The organism is Patescibacteria group bacterium, from assembly GCA_022563395.1.
Taxonomy (GTDB): Bacteria; Patescibacteriota; Minisyncoccia; order Minisyncoccales; family UBA10102; genus 01-FULL-49-22b.
In genome coordinates this window covers 656,575-671,501 of sequence record JADFNM010000001.1, presented here as the reverse complement: position 1 = coordinate 671,501, position 14,927 = coordinate 656,575, and the positions used below count along the sequence as shown (strand labels likewise).

The following is a 14,927-nucleotide window of genomic DNA, read 5'->3' as shown; positions in this document are numbered from 1 at the left end:
AGTAACGGTGCCAACAGTTGTAATGCCTGATTGAAGGAAATGCTCGCCGGAAACAAAGTCTGTGAATATATCATGGCCGGCTATGCCAGAGGCAGAGAAATTAAGAGTTCCTGTAGAGATAGAAAGACCGGTACCCTCTATGTCGGTGACCTCGGTGGCGTCCACAACAATCCTGAAGGTGGTGTCTGCGCCATCAACATCGGGGAAAATGTACAACTGCTCATTCGTGTTTGCGGCTAATCCTTCACAAATAAACCCGCCTCCTCCGGTGGTCGCTACGAAGAAACACTCGTCCACCAAGAGCGCGGGGTCGCCAGCCAATGTGTTGTCCTGCTTGATGTCCACAAAATCTATCGTGTCATCGGCAATCTCTGAGGATACAATGTCTGTTCCCAGATCAACATTACAGGAGCCGGACGAACAGGTAAGGCCTGTTCCGCCCAAGGCATTGATCTCTATCTGGACATAGGCTGTGGTGGCCAAGGAAGTATCATCGTCATCGGCAGAAGGGGTTGTTGCGGTTGAAGAGCCCAAAGCCCAGGAGGTAACGGTAACTGAGTCGGCAATGGTAAGGGCGGTAGAGCCATCGGTATCAAGGGTGGCTGTTACATCTCCCGTAAAGCTGTCTCCTGAAAGGATGACCGTTCCCGAAACATCTCTGAAGGTCCACGTCTTGTCGGCCGAGGTGATATCGGCCGTGGTGATAATTCCTGCGAATCTTCCCGCTCCCCCTGCGAAAGGCAAGAGCTTCAAATCGTCATCCGCTGCCGTGGCAGAACGGAAGATAACCGGCTCGGTGCCCGAGGTTGCGGTAAAGATGTTCTGGGCTGAGGTTGCAAGAGAAGTACCTGTGGCTACGCCTAGGACCGGGGTTGTTAGGGTGGGCGAGGTTGCAAACACCAAGTTACCTGTTCCTGTCGTGCCTGTAACAGAAGCGGCAAGGTTGGCAGAAGAAATGGTGGTGGCAAGGTTGGAAGAGCCGTCCGTGGCAACCAGGCGTGAGGCCGTAAGGTCTGAAAAGGTGATGGTGCCAGAGGAAGAAACCCCAGCTGCGGTGACTACTCCAGCTCCCGTAACAGAGAAGTTGGTTCCAGCAATGGCATTGCCCCCCAAAGAAAGGGCTGTGGTGATATCCGCATCAGAGACGTCAAGAGCTGTAGTTATGCCACCTCCCGTGGCAGCCGTTATAATGAGGCCGCTTGCTACTGCTTCGTTAACATCAGCATTGTCAATAAGGAGAAGGGCTTCGGTGGTTCCGGTGGAGCCTGCGTCGTCTACATTACGCACCACCAAGATTCTTTGAGTATTGGAATCTGTTCCTGCATCATTGATCAAAGCTAAGGTGAGGCCGTCAAAAGCAGCGGCTGTCGCTGCAGTGTTCCAGTCAAAGGTGGTTGTGTTCTCTGCCATGGACAGGGTGAGGTTAGTGCTAGGATCCGTCAGAGCAGACCAAACAGTAGAAGCTGAACCAGAACACGAGCCGAAAGCTGGTGTTCCCCCGTTGGTCGAAACAAGACAGAGTGCTCCTGCCCCGCCGGTTGGCGTCTGGGCCAGAACACCGGAACCATTGGTATAGAGTATGCCGTTTGCGTTCGTGAAAGTGGAAAACGTAATGCCGCCTGCCAATGTCAGGTCGCCAGACGACAAGACGGGAATCTGGTTGCCTGTCGCTGACTGAGAAGGGGTAAAGCCCCCAACGGTACTTGCATTAATCGCGTAGCCCGCAGCGACAATACGCTGCCTGGGGTCAAGTGTCTCAAAAGAGCTTACTCCGGCGCAAGAGCCGCCAGACGAATTTGCGACTTCAACATTAAGATATACCTCATCGTTGTCCTGAAAGTTGAAGTCAAGGGTATCGCCTCCGGCAGCGGTATCCCCAATGCCCACGTTAAACACTCCGTCCTTCACGTTGACGGTCATGGTGGATGGCACACCAGAAGGCCAGAGTTTTGTATCGGGCACGCCTACCGTCGCATCCTCATATATAGAAAAACGCAAACAAAAGTTCGTCCCGTCTCCGCCAAGCAAATTCCCGCTTGAATCCAAGAGTCTTCCTTGGTGATTGAGAATATTTGGTACGCCCGCTACTCCGCTTGCGGTATCTACTGCAATGAAAAAACTCAGCAATGTAATGGCTACTACGAAAACTCTTTTTTGAAACTTATACTTTTTCATTCGCCATGGTACGGAAATATTCGGTATCCTTAATCAATTTGACGACTGCCAAAACTTCTTTTTCGGTATAGTAACGCCAACCACGGGAATCCCGCTTTGCCTTGGGAATTAAACCAACAGCCTCCCAGCGAATGAGCGTGGTCTTGTTCCGGTCAACCCTTTTTAAGATTTCGTTGAGGTAATATCGTTCTTTGGACATATGATGAAACAAAAAAGGCGTCTTCTTGTACACACAAGAATATGCCCTTTTACATTGCTGGACTCTAAACTTGCAATCTTTCTGGAGTCCAGACTCCGGTCTATTTATTGCGCAATAGACTCGAGTCTATACTTCAAAAATACATGGGTGATTGAGGGACGTTATCCAAATTCAACGTCCCCCAACCTTATCTCTCTCATTGTTTTCTCTCTAAAGGGCAAAGAGAGAAATTGTTCCACAAATGGGAAAGAGATTTGCGCAAAAAAGAGCTGCTCTCTAACACTAAGTATACCAGTATACCAAAATACCTGTCAATATCCCTGTGGAAAACTCGTGGATAAGGGGAGGAAAAATCTCTTTTTCCAAAGAAAAAAACGGCTGGAGACCGTTTCTGTGATGCCTGAACCCTTCCTGTATTTTCCCCTTATCGCTCTGCTCATAGCTCCCCTACCGCCTAGAGCGCATATCTCCTAAATCTCGTTTAGGAGATATTCGGTGTGCTTAAATCTCGTTTGAGCATGTGTGCAGGAAACTATTTTTTGTAATTTTCGCCCCGTTTTTTATTCCTTACTCGTAAGGCAGCGTACATCATCATTATGAAAACTACTATTAAACCCAACCCCTCTCGGTCGGGTCTATTTTGTTAGACGTCCGCCGTCTAACGCCTCTAAAAGGAGTTTTTCAAGAAGCTTTATATCTTCATCGTCATATAAAGATACAGCGTAAATAGTTTTTGCAATCTTCTGAAGTGTTTTTTTAGCTTCTTTAACTTCACTATCATCTTTAAGATCTGTTTTCGTTAAAAGAATAATCTCTTTTTTTTCAAGCAGCAAAGGATCATATTGCTCAATTTCTTTTCGTACTATTTGATAAGCCTCAAGTACATTGGTATTTTCCAAGGAGATTACATGAACAAGTATTTTTGTTCTTTTAATGTGGCGCAGGAATTTATGGCCCAATCCTTTTCCTTTCGCAGCACCCTCTATAAGACCTGGAATATCAGCAATGATATATCCATACATTTCTCCTAGGTTCGGCTCAAGCGTTGTGAAAGGATAATCTCCAATCTTTCCATGGGCTGAGGTAAGTTTATTTAAAAGACTTGTTTTCCCTGCATTGGGCAGACCTACAAGGCCAACATGGGCTATGAGTTCAACTTCAATATACAAGGTCGCTGTTTGCCCTGGTTTTCCAGGAGTAGTCTTGTCTGGCGATTGGTTTCTTGAACTTTTAAATGATCTATTCCCTCTGCCGCCAAATCCTCCAGAAAGCAGAAGTATTCGCTCCCCTTCTTTGTTTAAGCTAAACTTTTCACTCGTTTCTATATTGGTAATGATAGAACCCACAGGCAAAAAAAGGTCAAGATCTTCTCCATTGGCTCCAAAGAGATTCTTTGCTTGTCCATCTTTACCATCTTCAGCTTTAAGTTCCTTTTTACTTCTATAACGGGAAAGCAAATGAACATCTCGCAAAGCTTTTGCATATACATTTCCCCCTCGGCCCCCATCTCCACCAGAAGGACCCCCAAGATCTTTTTCCTTTGTGTGAGACCAGCGTACAACTCCATCTCCCCCATCACCTGCTTTTACTTGAATTCTTATCTCATCAATAAATGCCATAAACATACCTTACCTTGTCGGTGTACTTTGGGCAATTAAAAAACCACCACCTTGGCGATTCTTTGAAACTTAGTTCGACTAAGTTGTGAATAACTTAACCCCGTTAAGTTTTGTCTCCTCATATCTCCTTAGTCTAGCTAAGGATTCCTTAGCTAGACTAAAGAACCATTGGCTTCTTGTATTAGTATGCTGGGAATTGTGGATGATTTTAGAACTGCAGATTGGGGAAAGTTAATCCCCTATCCTCAATTAACCATGGAGCAATCGCAGAAATTACTACAATTAGTTGTCTGATAATTTGCTTTTTGCTCCCCTTCAGAAGAGAATATTAAAGTTAATTCTCAGTTACTTTAAAAAACATCATCATTCCCGACGTTAAATGTTCTGCAATGTGACAGTGTGCCATCCATTCTCCAGGATTTGATATGTCTAATAGAATATCAACATATGAACCAATGGGAACCAATACGGTATCTTTCCAAACTAAATTTTTTGATTCAACACCATTTTTATTAAGCACTAAAAACCGTTGACCATGAAAGTGAATTGGGTGCTGTGATGGGTCTGATATGCTTGAATCATTAAAAATTCTAATTTTTACTTTATCTCCAACTTGAAAATTTAAATCAATATCAGTATTTTTCTTACCTGTAGATGTATCTTTTAATAACCATTTTATCGTATCAGTTTTAGTATCTTTATTGAATCTAGGTTCAGAATCTTCCCAGTTAATCCTATCAGAACCTCCAACTTCAACTTTATCCCAGTCATTATCAGTGCTATCTGAATCTCCTTTAGTGAACAAAGACGCAAAAAAAGAATCTACTTCAAATGAAAGTTTAATATTTACGTCAACTTCTTTATCAAAATATTGTCTGAAATTATTGATATCTTCTGTTACATATTTATTTTCTCTTAATGAATAAAAGTCTCCACTAAAATCATCTTCCAAAGTTACGGGTTCTCCAGATACTTTAATTTTTCCGAGGGTATATTCATTTTCAGGAGTTATGCTTTTAAATTCATACTCTCCCGCTTTATCAAATAGTACTTCAATTGTATATCTTTCTGCAGAAGAAATAATAACTGAATCTACAAATTCCTCTTTTTCATAAGAACCGATATCTGAACCAATTAATTTAATTCTCGTGTTTGGGATTGAAAAATTAAACACTCTGGTACTTGCAACATTTGTAATGTAAAACCTTACAACTTCTCCTGTAGTTACTTCCAAATTATAATTGTCGTCCCCATTAATTAACATAATGTTTCCAAATCTTCCATTCAACGCATGATTAGCATAATCTTTAAAAGATGGAAACATTCCATCGTCTTCAATTAAAATATCATCTAAAATAATTGGAATTTCCTTGTTTGCATTATTGTAATAATCGTCTTCTGTGGGAGATACCAACATATTTCCATATAATCCTAATTCTTGTTGATAATCTTCACGAACATGTGGGTGATACCAGTAAACTCCTTCGTCATTAAATCGTAATTCATATTGAAAGCTTTCCCCTGGCTTTAGTGCTTCCATTGTTATACCTGGAACTCCATCAAATTTATTATCCAGTCTTAATCCATGCCAGTGAACTGTTGTCTCAACATCTAAATTATTCAATACATTTACTAAAATTATTGAATTTTGTTCAATTTTCAAAAGAGGCCCTGGAATTTGACCGTTGTACCCAAACATTCTAATTGTTTGCCCACCAATTTCTTTTTGAATTATATCAATTGATAAAGTAAGTGTGTCTCCATTCTTCAACTCGATAATTTCTGATGCTTTTGCAACCTCTAAGCCTAATATTGAAGTGGGATATTTTTCACTTTGATTTGCAAACTCGTGAAAAATAGCAAACCCAATAAAAAATACTACAATACCTAATATTGCAAATTTTATTTTTCTTTTTTTAAATATACGTATGTTTACCATAATATTACATATCTTACCGTTCCAGATACCTCCCCAAAATTATCTGTTGGAATTTTGGAACGTTATTAAGAAATTCTCAATATACTCTATTCTTCACTAAAGCTTCGGAGTGACGGGCTTGATAAGAGTTAATTTCTTTTCTCGTCGCCATCCTTTAATTTCCCGCTCGCGCTTTCTGGCGTCTTTCAGATTGGCAAACGTTTCGGAGTGCTTTAACTCAATTGGCCTTCTTAATTTCGTATAGTGGGCTCCCCATTTTGATTCGTTATGTTGTTTTATTCTTCTTTCTAAATCGTTCGTACATCCAACATACAATGACTGATCTGCGCACTCAACGATATAGACGTAGAATTTCATGATGTATCACTTCGCTCTGTTGAGCTCAGTGCCTTCGTCGCTTTTATTGAGAAGCGGTCGAAGACCCTGAGGCCATTCGGCTCTGAGAGCCTCAGGCTCGATGAGAGCGGAAGCGACGAAGGGCTGCGGGTCCTGGATTCGAACCAGGATACACGCCTCCAGAGGGCGCGGTCCTACCGTTAGACGAACCCGCAATACGGGGATAGTATATCGTATTTTCCTTGAAAAATCTAGACCTTCAGGTACTTTCTAATGGCAATCAAGCTTGAAACGACCCCAAGCCCAATCCCCGCTACAAGCTGTAAAAGCAGAATGAGAAAAAGGTTGTCTGCAAAGTAAGAAAAGAGGTCAAAACCGGGAGCAAATGTTTGAAGCTTTATTCCCACAAACAAGGTTAAAGGAAAGAACAATAAGGTAGTAATAAGGGTTGCCAAAACCCCCACAATTATTCCCTGAATAATAAAGGGGCCGCGGATAAACCAGTTAGAAGCCCCAACCAAACGCATAATCTCAATTTCATCCCTGGAGCTGTAAATGGTAAGACGTATGGTATTAAAGGCAACGAGCACCGCAACAAAGCCCGCAAACAAGGTAACCAAGAACACGGCGGTCTGAATGCCCGCGGTTAAGGTAGAAAGCCTATCAATAACAGGAGCGCGGTCAAAATAGTCAACATCACTGATAATAAAAGCAAGCGGCGTGTTTTGCAAAAACTCTGAAATGGCAGGATACTGGCTAACCGAAAATGCCTTAATGTTCAAGGAAGCCAGCAAGGGATTCTGCCCCACAATCTCTAGGGACTCCAAGATAACCTCGTCTTGCTTGTGTATTTCAACAAAACTCTTAAGCGCCTGTTCTTTTGAAACATACTTCACCTCCTTTACTTCGGGCATAGATTCAAGTTCTTCTTTGAGTTGAGACACTTCTTCTTGTGTTGCAGTGTTTTTTAAATACGTGCTAATGTCCACGCTTTCCTCCAAGCCAGCTATCATGAAAGAAGCCATACCTTGGAGAAAAAAGAGCATGGTCGCCACAGACATAACAATAACCATAACAAACAAGGCCGCACCAGAAGAACTCTTGTCTCTTGAAAACTTTTCCCAGCCAGACCTCAGTACTCTTTTAAAAGCAATCATCATAATGTATTTGATGGAATAGTGCCTAAACGAGATTTAGGAGCTCCTAAATCTCGTTTAGGCACTAAATCATAAACATGCCTCGTTCTTCATCGCGAAGAAGCCTTCCCTCGTCTAACGTAATAACTCTTTTCCCGAGGCGGTTAATCACTTCTCTGTTGTGCGTTGCTAATATAATGGTAGTGCCCAATTCATTAATCTTTACCAAAAGACCAATGATGTCTCTTGTATGGTAGGGATCCAGATTCCCGGTTGGCTCGTCTGCAATAATAACATCCGGCCGATGAATCAAGGCCCGTGCTATGGCTACCCTCTGCTTCTCCCCGCCAGAAAGCTGGGCTGGGTAGTGATGGGCCCGGTCAATCAAGCCCACAATCTCCAGCACCTCAGAAACATCCCGCACAATATCCTCTTCTCTGGCTCCCATAACCTCCATGATATAGGCAACATTCTCATACGCGGTTTTGTTTTGCAAAAGCTTGTAGTCCTGGAACACGGCCCCAACTTTTCGCCGAAACTCAGGGAGCAAGGAGTCTTTGATCTGATGCACGTCATCTCCTTGAAACAACACCCTGCCTTCTGAAGGAAACTCTTCTCTCAAAAAAAGCTCCAACAAGGTGCTCTTGCCTGCTCCAGACTTGCCCACCAAAGACACAAACTCCCCATCTTTGATTCCAAAGGAAATGTCTTTTACAGCTACGCTGTTTGGGGGATAGATTTTGCTAACCTTTTCAAACTTTATCATTATGATACAACTTTCACTTCGCTTTCAATGAATACATCAAGATCTCCATCTAACACTGCTTGCACGTTTTTGGTTTCAGTTTGGGTGCGGTGATCCTTCACCAATTGGTACGGTTGAAGAACATATGACCTGACTTGGCTTCCCCATTCAATCGCTTTCTTTTCTCCCTTAAGCAAAGCTATTTCTTTTTTTTCTTCCTCCTTCTTTCTGTCATACAGCTTTGCAGCCAACATTTCCAGGGCTTTGTCTTTGTTTCGCTGCAAGGAGCGTTGGGCTTGCGAGGTCACTACCATGCCAGTAGGAACATGGGTGATGCGAATTGCAGTCTCCCTTTTATTCACGTACTGCCCCCCTGGCCCCGAAGCCCTAAATGTATCAACTTTAATATCATCTGGGGAAATAACAATATCCTTTTTCTCTGCAAGGTTCAAGACCGGCAATACCTCAAGGGAAACAAAGGAAGTATGGCGCAGCTTCTTTGCAGAAAAGGGAGAAATGCGTACTAAGCGATGCACCCCGGCTTCTCTGTAAAAGAGTCCATACGCGTTAAGACCCTGTACTTCAAAGGTCACCTGCTTGGTGCCAATCCTGCCTTCAGCTCCAGCTTCCCCAAAAGAGTGGGATATTTCCTTTACTTTCCACCCTTTCTTGTCTGTGTACCTAAGGTACATTCTGTGCAGCATGGATGCCCAGTCCTGGGCATCCTGACCTCCAGCTCCAGCAGTAATGGTCAAAATGGCGTTTCCCTTATCGTATTTCCCTGAAAGAAACACCTGGAGCTCTGCTGCTTGGAGAGAATCTTCTAGGAAAGCTACTTGTTGTTCTAATTCCTTGGTTTCGCCTTCCTTCAGTAGTTCTCCCAGTTCTTTTGTGTCAGAAATCCCCTTTTTTAAATCTGCCAGTAGAGCAAGCTCTTTTTTCAGTTCTGCTGTCTCTTTTAAAAGAGATGCTCCTCGGTCTTGATTCTCCCACACCAAAGGATCCTCCAACAGTTTCTCTATCTCTCTTGCCCTTTGTTCTTTTTCTCCAAAGTCAAAGACAGTCCTCCAGCGTCTGGAGGCGTTCCTGTAACTCTTGGATTTTCGCTTTAATGTCTTCCATGTGGAGCCGGAGGCGAGATTCGAACTCGCGACTTGCTGTTTACGAAACAGCTACTCTGCCACTGAGTTACTCCGGCATGATTTCATTTTCTGAGCGGGATACCGGAATCGAACCGGCGCCACAACCTTGGGAAGGTTACATACTGCCACTATACGAATCCCGCATTACTTAAACCAGGCCCACGGATCCCACCACACCCTTGTTTCCTCTTGCTTTGTTTCTGGTTCCTTAAGGGGCAACACGGTTACCATTTCTTCACCAGGCTTTTGATACAATCCCTGTTCTCTGAGCACCCTTTCTTGGTATTCTGTGGTAGCCGACACCTCCAATTGGTGCTGCAGCTGCTGTTCCTGCTGGCTCAACTCTACTATCTCCAGCTGAAATTCTCTTGCCGTTTCTTGAAGCTCAGCCCTCTTTTGATACAAGCGCAGGTTGTAGAAAATGAGAAACAGACCCAACAAACCAATCAAGACAAGAAAAGACCATCCAAACACTTTCTTTGTAGTAGAGCTCTCCCGCTTTTTGCGGAATCTGGAAAGTTTTGCTACCATGAAACAATCATCCTATGAGCCCAAAGAAACGCATTCGCATCATCTGGACCGTGTTTGTGGTCTTCATTGCCGGGAGCTTAATCCTGTCCCTTCTCTTGCCTTTTGGGTATCTCCTATTCTAGCTCAAAATCCCTCTCTTTTCAATCTGTAAAAGAAATGCCCTCGGCTCGCGATTTCGCAAGCCAAGGGCCGAAGGGTCTACTGCACAGGTCCCAAGTTTCCAAGTGCTTCAGGAATTACGGGAGAACACCCGGTCCATACCGCCCCATCCGCGCGGGCCCGCGACCGAGCGGGCATTCATGTACCAGCCATCAACACCCCAGTAAACATCCACTGCACGGAGATCGCCGTTGACATCGCAAACATAGAAAATATTTGCCCACCTGTTGGTGAGCAGAACGCCTTGCTCGCCGTTAGGCTGACGCTCCATGAGGGCGTATATCTGGGCAAGTGTGGTCTCCTTATTCTCCCCCAACTCAACCATGATTGGGCCGTCACGCGATGCTATCGTGAGCTTTGCATAGCGAAGCGTTATCTCAACAGTCGGTTCCTCAATCTTCCCGAAAAACCAGGCCTCGAGATCCTCGCCAAACCAGCCGATCTTTACCGGGGAATTGCCCACTACAAGCTTCTCTCGCGCCACGAACTGCACAGTGATTGCTGGAATCACAACCGTGCCGAGCTGAGCAAGGAGTAGTTCTACTGTAGACATAACGACTTCCTTTCCGCGCCTATGGCGCTAAAAATGTGCTATGCAGCTCTATTGAGATATACTGCGTACAGCCTTATATGACACGGCTTCTGTATATCGTCAAGCAGTAACACAATCCTAAGAAGTTCGTGCATCTCCCCTGATCTACTTCCTTGGTCAACTCCGAAACAGCTCCAAAAATACCTTGGAGGGAATGGTTACTTTCCCTTTTGCCTTGAGTTCCTTTTTCCCTTTCTTTTGCCTTTCCAATAGCTTTTTCTTTCTTGTAACATCTCCCCCATATAGGGCTCCCGTAACATCTCTTCTCTGGGCTTTTAAGGTCTCCCGTGCAATAATTTTACCCTCAACAACTGCCTGCAAAGCAACCTCAAAGAGCTGGGGGGGCAGAATGTTTTTCAGCTTCTCTACAATGGCCTTGCCTTCTTTGTATGTATCTTTTCTTGGAATAATCACAGAGAGCGCATCCTGATTTTCTCCTGCAGTCCATATCTCAAGCTTTACCAAGTCAGCTGGTCTCATAGCCAAAATCTCATAATCCATGGAAGCCATGCCCTGGCTGCAGCTTTTGAGTTTGTCATACAAATCAGCTATCACCTGACGGAGAGGAATCTCAAAGACAGCCAGCAGGCGCTCTTCTCCCAGGTTCTTTACGCCGGTTGAGAATCCACTTAAAGCCAGCACTAGCTGAGTAACCTGGGGGAAAAAGTCGCGAGGAACAATAACCTCGAGGCGAACCCAAGGCTCCTTTACCGCAACAATCTTTTGCCCGTCCGGCCAATCAGTAGAGGTCTTCACAGAGAGCTGTTCTTTTCTTTCTGTTACTACCTGAAACTCCACACAAGGGCGTGAAATGACAATCTCAACTGCAAACTCCCGCTGTATTCGTTCCGCTATAATTTCAGAATGCAGCACTCCCAAAAACCCGCAGCGAAATCCTCTTCCCAATACCTCTTTGCTTTCCTGCTCAAAAGAAAAAGAGGGATCGTTCAGCTTTAACTGGAACAATGCATCCTTCAAAGCATCAAAATCATCTACGTCTTGCGGGTACAAACTCACATACACCATGGGTTTTGGAGTTTGGTACCCAGCTAAGGGTTCTACCTTTGCCTTTTGTGCGGTTATGGTATCTCCAATGCGAACCTTTTCTGCCTCTTTCATTCCTGTCGCCACATACCCAATCTCCCCTGTTCTCAAGACATCTGTAGAATGTTCACTGGGCAAAAAATATCCTACTTCCTTGACTGATCCTTCTGCCTTTGTCTGCAAAAAAGAAACCTTATCATTTGCCTTGAGCTCCCCATCCACAACACGAACATAGGTCACAATGCCCCGAAAGGAATCGTACAGGGAATCAAAGATAAGGGCGCGGAAAGGAGCTTCTCTTGTGCCTTTTGGAGCTGGAACCCTTTCAATAACTGAATCAAGAAGTTTTGGAACCCCACTCCCCTCTTTTGCTGAAATGCAAAGCACCTCGTTCTCCGGTATAAAAAGAAGCGATGCTACCTCTTTTACAACCTCTTCAGTCCTTGCCAAGGGAGAATCTATCTTGTTTACAGCAGGAATAATCACCAGGCCTTGTTTCTTTGCAAGGTTAAGATTGGCTAAGGTTTGAGCTTGAACCCCTTTGGTTGCGTCTACTAAAAGAATGGCGCCCTCTACCGCAGCTAAAGCGCGGGAAACCTCGTAGGTAAAGTCAACATGGCCTGGGGTATCAATGAGATTGAGAACATACCCCTGATACTTCATTCGAACAGGCTGCATTTTAATGGTAATGCCTTTTTCTCGCTCCAAATCCATTTGGTCTAACACCTGGTCTTTCATTTTTCTCTTCTCAATGGTTCCGGTCAATTCCAAAAATCGGTCTGCCAGAGTGGACTTTCCGTGGTCAATGTGGGCAATAATCACAAAGTTTCTAATATTTTTTAGCTCTTCCATACAATACTCCTACTTTTCTTTCTTGAAAAATGGCAGAAGCTTCAACTCCTCAACCTTGAGCAGTTTTGCTGCTGTAAGATATGCTGCGAGTCCGGCAATAACCACGAGAATGGCCTGGAGCAATACGTTTAAAAAGGTATCTAAAGGCAAAAAGAGAAAAGTCCCTTGCAAGGCAAAAAAGGAAACAATGCCCATCACCACCCCCGAAATTCCTATTCTGTTGAGCGACCCTGAAAGCTTCTTCATATTAACCCCAATCTTAAACTTCAAGAACAAGGCCAAAAAGAATCCTTGAAGAACTACCGATGCTGACACCGCCAAAGGAAGTGCCAACACCCTTACATCCTGAATATCTGCCACATCAAAAAAAGAAACCAAAAATCCTTGAATAAAGTTTGGGAAAGAAAATACCCATAATAAAGCAAGGGCCACAGCAACATTGCTCACAATGGCGCCAATGCCAATAAGCGTGGGGGTCTTGGTGTCTTGTAGGGCATAGAAGGCGCGGGCAAACAATGGAACCAGGGATTGAAAAAACACTCCCAGGGCAAAAGCCCCAAATACAGCGGCTGTCAGGCGCGTTTCTACCCAGCCAAACTCTCCTGTCCCCAGCACAAGACGGATGATATGGACTCGCAAAAGAAACATAAAACCGGAAACTGGAATGATAAAAAAGAATATGGTACGCACAGTTTTCAAGAAACTTTCTTGAAACGCAGCATTATCCTTTTTGGCAGCTGCAAAAGAGAGCAGCGGGAAGGCAGCTGTTGCCAAAGAAATCCCAATGACTCCAATGGGAAGGAAGTAAAGGTTGTTTGCAAAGCTCAAAACCGCAATAGAGCCTACGGCCAAGGTTGATGCCAAAGCCGTTATCACCACGAGATTCACATGAAAGGCAGCAGCCCCCACAATACGCGGGGCAGTTAATCGCGCCATGCGAAGTAAAGAGGGGTCAAAAAAAGAGAAAACATTCTTAAAAGAAAACCCGGACTGGAACGCAGGATATACCTGAATGAGTAAATGCGCCGCAGCTCCCAGCACCACGCCCCAGGCAAGACCAATTAATCCAAGAGCCGGGACAAAAAAGAGAATACCCACAATGATTCCCGCGTTGTAGAGAACCGGGGCCAAAGAGTACACCAAGAACTTACGGAAATACTGGAGCATGCCAGAAAACACCGCAGAGACTCCAAGGAGTATGGGAGACAAAAGCATGAGACGGGCCAAGGGCACCGTAGCCTCTCGCATTTCGCCACTAAACCCAGGGGTCACAAACTGAATCAGAAAAGGCATGAATACAAACAAAATCAAGGCAAAACCCGCAAGCAAGAAAAAGAACACGTTTAAGAGGTTTGAAACCATGCGAAACGCCTCATCCTTGTTCTTCTCAAAGTATTCAGAAAAGATAGGCAGGAACACCGCTGTGAATCCCCCCATGATTAAAATGCCGTAGATAAAGTCCGGGACGCGAAAGGCAGCAAAATATATGTCCAGCTCTTCTCCTGCTCCAAAACGGGATGCCAGCAGGCGGTCTCTCAGCAATCCCAACAACCGGGACGCTAGCGCGGACCCTGCCAAAAGAAGGGCGGCTGCCCCAATGGTCTTGCTTTTAATGCTGAGAAGTTTTGCAATCATTCAAGTTTTTGCATTTTACCTTAAAACCAACGAAAAAACCACCTAGTCATCTTGACATTGCCGCAATATATGGGATAATACAGTTGTCACAGTAAGCTAGGTGATCGCCCCCTACCATACGGTAGGGAGAGGAAAGTCCGAACACTCTCCGCCGATGAGGCGGATCCATGGGTCAGGGTAATACCCTGCCAAGGTGACTTGAGAGGTGCGAGCAGAGACGTCTTGATGCGAAAGCTGAGAGACGCCCTGTCGAATGACGGGGCGAGTCCTGATAGAAATATCAGGGGTGAAACGGCTAAATCCTGCCTGAGTGCAAGAGCAAACCAGAAGATCTGCTTTCATGTGGAGCTTTTGGAAAGGTGGCTCGCTTGATCCTTCAGAGTAATCTGCTGGACAGATAGATGATCACCCTTAACAGAATTCGGCTTATCGGCTTGCTGTGCAATACAAACCCGTCAGTTTATCTGGCGGTTTTGTATTGCTTTTGCCTAAATCTCGTTTAAGCACTATTGCTTAAACGAGATTTAGGCAGAGAAGACATAAAAATACTGGGGAGGCACCCTGTCTTTCCTAAGAACAATTCCGTCTTTTCGCAATAACTTCTCTTTTGTTTTTATCCCTCCAGGAGCACTGTATCCAGTCAGCTCTCCGTTAGACGCTACCACCTTGTAGCAAGGGTATTCTTTGGGATGCTCATTTGAAGCCATGATCCTCCCAATGGCTCGAGGAGAAGTTTTACAAACTCTGGCCAGCTCCTTGTAGGTTGTAACTTTCCCTTTGGGAATCTTCTTCAAAAGCAAGATTGCCTTATGCATATATCCAA

The 14,927-nt window shown here is 44.6% G+C and carries 13 protein-coding genes, 3 tRNA genes and 1 other RNA gene; 1 reads left to right on the top strand and 16 read right to left on the bottom strand.

Annotation, left to right across the window (positions count from 1 at the left end; all coding sequences use genetic code 11):
* The 15 genes from IH982_03655 to murJ all read right to left on the bottom strand — a co-directional run.
* On the bottom strand, window positions 1-2,175 hold a 2,175-nt coding region (locus tag IH982_03655), incomplete at its 3' end, for a hypothetical protein (protein MCH7828922.1).
* A complete protein-coding gene (locus IH982_03650) occupies window positions 2,162-2,407 on the bottom strand; it encodes a MerR family transcriptional regulator (protein ID MCH7828921.1) in 246 nt (81 codons plus the stop codon). The genes IH982_03650 and IH982_03655, both read right to left, overlap by 14 nt.
* A 602-nt stretch (window positions 2,408-3,009) precedes the next feature.
* Window positions 3,010-3,993, bottom strand: coding sequence for a GTPase ObgE (obgE, locus tag IH982_03645; GenBank protein ID MCH7828920.1), 984 nt, complete (start codon window positions 3,991-3,993; stop codon window positions 3,010-3,012).
* Window positions 3,994-4,327: 334 nt separating this feature from the next.
* A complete protein-coding gene (locus IH982_03640) occupies window positions 4,328-5,932 on the bottom strand; it encodes a multicopper oxidase family protein (GenBank protein ID MCH7828919.1) in 1,605 nt (534 codons plus the stop codon).
* Between the two features lie 96 nt (window positions 5,933-6,028).
* On the bottom strand, window positions 6,029-6,292 hold the full coding sequence (locus IH982_03635; protein ID MCH7828918.1) for a GIY-YIG nuclease family protein: 264 nt from the start codon (window positions 6,290-6,292) through the stop codon (window positions 6,029-6,031).
* Window positions 6,293-6,412: 120 nt separating this feature from the next.
* Window positions 6,413-6,483: transfer RNA gene (locus IH982_03630), tRNA-Gln, on the bottom strand.
* Between the two features lie 36 nt (window positions 6,484-6,519).
* A complete protein-coding gene (locus IH982_03625; protein ID MCH7828917.1) occupies window positions 6,520-7,428 on the bottom strand; it encodes an ABC transporter permease in 909 nt (302 codons plus the stop codon).
* Between the two features lie 61 nt (window positions 7,429-7,489).
* Window positions 7,490-8,170 (bottom strand): cell division ATP-binding protein FtsE, encoded by a 681-nt coding sequence (ftsE, locus tag IH982_03620; GenBank protein ID MCH7828916.1) that lies wholly within the window; start codon window positions 8,168-8,170, stop codon window positions 7,490-7,492.
* Window positions 8,170-9,321, bottom strand: coding sequence for a peptide chain release factor 2 (gene prfB, locus IH982_03615; GenBank protein MCH7828915.1), 1,152 nt, complete (start codon window positions 9,319-9,321; stop codon window positions 8,170-8,172). The genes ftsE and prfB overlap by 1 nt, the downstream gene beginning before the upstream one ends.
* Window positions 9,273-9,347: transfer RNA gene (locus tag IH982_03610), tRNA-Thr, on the bottom strand. The genes prfB and IH982_03610 overlap by 49 nt, the downstream gene beginning before the upstream one ends.
* A 16-nt stretch (window positions 9,348-9,363) precedes the next feature.
* A tRNA-Gly gene (locus IH982_03605) sits at window positions 9,364-9,434 on the bottom strand.
* Window position 9,435: 1 nt separating this feature from the next.
* Window positions 9,436-9,822: a hypothetical protein gene (locus tag IH982_03600; protein MCH7828914.1), complete on the bottom strand. Its 387-nt coding sequence runs from the start codon at window positions 9,820-9,822 to the stop codon at window positions 9,436-9,438.
* A gap of 229 nt (window positions 9,823-10,051) precedes the next feature.
* Window positions 10,052-10,534, bottom strand: coding sequence for a hypothetical protein (locus tag IH982_03595; GenBank protein MCH7828913.1), 483 nt, complete (start codon window positions 10,532-10,534; stop codon window positions 10,052-10,054).
* Window positions 10,535-10,690: 156 nt separating this feature from the next.
* Entirely contained in the window at window positions 10,691-12,469 is a 1,779-nt protein-coding gene (gene lepA, locus IH982_03590; GenBank protein MCH7828912.1) for an elongation factor 4, read from the bottom strand.
* A 9-nt stretch (window positions 12,470-12,478) separates the two neighbouring features.
* A complete protein-coding gene (murJ, locus tag IH982_03585; protein MCH7828911.1) occupies window positions 12,479-14,104 on the bottom strand; it encodes a murein biosynthesis integral membrane protein MurJ in 1,626 nt (541 codons plus the stop codon).
* A gap of 88 nt (window positions 14,105-14,192) precedes the next feature.
* Between murJ and rnpB the strand changes: the two genes are divergently transcribed.
* An RNA gene (gene rnpB / locus IH982_03580) (RNase P RNA component class A) lies at window positions 14,193-14,549 on the top strand.
* Between the two features lie 79 nt (window positions 14,550-14,628).
* On the opposite strand, the gene IH982_03575 is transcribed toward rnpB, so the two are convergent.
* Window positions 14,629-14,919 (bottom strand): MGMT family protein, encoded by a 291-nt coding sequence (locus IH982_03575; protein ID MCH7828910.1) that lies wholly within the window; start codon window positions 14,917-14,919, stop codon window positions 14,629-14,631.
* Between the last annotated feature and the right edge of the window lie 8 nt (window positions 14,920-14,927).

Bases quoted from the DNA above. Each gene is read 5' to 3' on its own strand.
- ftsE (MCH7828916.1), bottom strand. From the start codon at position 8,170: ATGATAAAGTTTGAAAAGGTTAGCAAAATCTATCCCCCAAACAGCGTA.
- murJ (MCH7828911.1), bottom strand. From the start codon at position 14,104: ATGATTGCAAAACTTCTCAGCATTAAAAGCAAGACCATTGGGGCAGCC.
- IH982_03575 (MCH7828910.1), bottom strand. From the start codon at position 14,919: ATGCATAAGGCAATCTTGCTTTTGAAGAAGATTCCCAAAGGGAAAGTT.
- obgE (MCH7828920.1), bottom strand. From the start codon at position 3,993: ATGGCATTTATTGATGAGATAAGAATTCAAGTAAAAGCAGGTGATGGG.
- IH982_03595 (MCH7828913.1), bottom strand. From the start codon at position 10,534: ATGTCTACAGTAGAACTACTCCTTGCTCAGCTCGGCACGGTTGTGATT.
- IH982_03640 (MCH7828919.1), bottom strand. From the start codon at position 5,932: ATGGTAAACATACGTATATTTAAAAAAAGAAAAATAAAATTTGCAATA.
- lepA (MCH7828912.1), bottom strand. From the start codon at position 12,469: ATGGAAGAGCTAAAAAATATTAGAAACTTTGTGATTATTGCCCACATT.
- IH982_03600 (MCH7828914.1), bottom strand. From the start codon at position 9,822: ATGGTAGCAAAACTTTCCAGATTCCGCAAAAAGCGGGAGAGCTCTACT.
- IH982_03625 (MCH7828917.1), bottom strand. From the start codon at position 7,428: ATGATGATTGCTTTTAAAAGAGTACTGAGGTCTGGCTGGGAAAAGTTT.